The 1939-nt window shown below is 59.0% G+C and carries 1 protein-coding gene; it reads left to right on the top strand.

What is annotated here, in order from left to right; genetic code table 11:
- Nucleotides 1-14: 14 nt before the first annotated feature.
- Nucleotides 15-1939 (top strand): beta strand repeat-containing protein (locus AC9UG7_RS00780; protein ID WP_509583124.1); only part of this gene is annotated, 1925 nt, incomplete at its 3' end.

Below are 1939 nucleotides of genomic sequence, written 5' to 3'. Positions count from 1 at the left end.
CGCAAGTGGCTGGAATGGGCACAGCCCAGGTCAGCACCTTGACCACCGCACAGTTGGCGTCTATGACAACAGCGCAGATCGCGGCGATGGAGACCGCAGACTTGGCAACCATCACCTCGGCCAGCATCACTGCATTGACGACAGCGCAAATGGCTTCGTTGACGACCGCGCAAGTAGTGGGTCTGGGCACGACGCAGGTCAGCACTTTGACGACCAAGCAACTGGCGGCGCTGACGACAGCGCAGATCGCAGCGATGGAAACCACTGACTTGGCAGCGGTCACGTCTGCACAAATCACTGCCTTGACCACAGCGCAGATGGCGTCGCTGACGACAGCGCAAGTAGTGTCCTTGGGTACCACGCAGGTCAGCACTTTGACGACCAAGCAACTGGCGGCGCTGACGACCGCGCAGATCGCAGCGATGGAGACTGCTGACTTGGTGGTCATCAGCTCGGCCAGTATCAGTGGATTGACCACAGCGCAGGTGGCTGGAATGGGTACAGCCCAGGTCAGCAACTTGACGACATCGCAACTGGCGTCGATGACGACAGCACAGATAGCGGCGATGGAGACCGCAGACTTGGCGGCTATTACCTCTGCGAGCATCACAGGGTTGACGACAGCACAAGTGGTGGCCTTGGGTACGACGCAGGTCAGTAACTTGACAACGTCTCAACTGGCAGCGATGAGCACCACGCAGATTGCAGCCCTGGGGACAGCCGATTTGGCGGCGATGGGTACAGCGCAAGTCGCTGCATTAACGACAGCACAGACAGCGGCACTTAAAACGGCTCAACTCGTGTCCTTGACCACCGCACAGGTGGTGGGCGTCGGAACAGCTCAGGTCAGCACCTTGACCACGTCGCAGTTAGCGTCGCTGACGACAGCACAAATGGCGGCGATAGAGACCACTGACTTCGCAGCGGTCACGTCTGCACAAATCACTGCCTTGACCACAGCGCAAATGGCGTCGTTGACAACCGCGCAAGTGGTGGCCTTGGGTACGACACAGGTCAGTACCTTGACCACGTCCCAGTTGGCGTCTATGACGACAGCGCAGATCGCGGCGATGGAGACCACTGACTTCGCAGCAGTCACGTCTGCACAAATCACTGCCTTGACCACAGCGCAAATGGCTTCGTTGACAACAGCGCAAGTAGTCGCCTTGGGTACAACGCAGGTCAGCACCTTGACCACGTCGCAACTGGCGGCGATGACGACAGTGCAGATCGCTGCCATGGAGACGGCCGACTTCGCGACCATCTCCTCTGCCAGCATCACTGCCTTGACCACAGCGCAAATGGCGGCGCTGACAACAGCGCAAGTGGTCGCTTTAGGTACGACTCAGGTCAGTACTTTGACGACCAAGCAACTGGCGGCAATGACCACGGCCCAGATCGCGGCCATGGAGACTGCTGACTTGGTGGTCATCACCTCGGCCAGCATCAGTGGGTTGACGACAGCGCAAGTGGCTGGAATGGGCACAGCCCAGGTCAGCACCTTGACCACAGCGCAGTTGGCGTCGATGACGACCGCTCAGATATCTGCCATGGAGACAGCCGACTTGGCGGCGGTCACAACCGCGCAAATCACTGCTTTGACCACCAAACAAATCGCATCCTTGACCACCGCACAGGTGGTGGGAGTAGGAACAGCTCAGGTCAGCACCTTGACCACGTCGCAACTTGCGTCGTTGACGACAGCGCAGGTCGCGGCCATGGAGACCACTGACTTCGCAGCGGTCACGTCAGCACAAATCACTGCACTGACCACAGCGCAAATGGCGTCTTTGACGACAGCGCAAGTAGTCGCCTTGGGTACGACACAGGTCAGTACCTTGACCACAGCGCAGTTAGCGTCGCTGACAACAGCGCAGATGGCGGCGATGGAGACCACAGACTTTGCAGCGGTCACGTCTGCACAAATCACAGCACTGAC

This window comes from Limnohabitans sp. (assembly GCF_046052765.1).
Taxonomy (GTDB): Bacteria; Pseudomonadota; Gammaproteobacteria; order Burkholderiales; family Burkholderiaceae_C; genus Limnohabitans.
The sequence above is the reverse complement of the archived record's forward strand: the minus strand, read 5'-3'. Positions and strand labels throughout refer to the sequence as shown.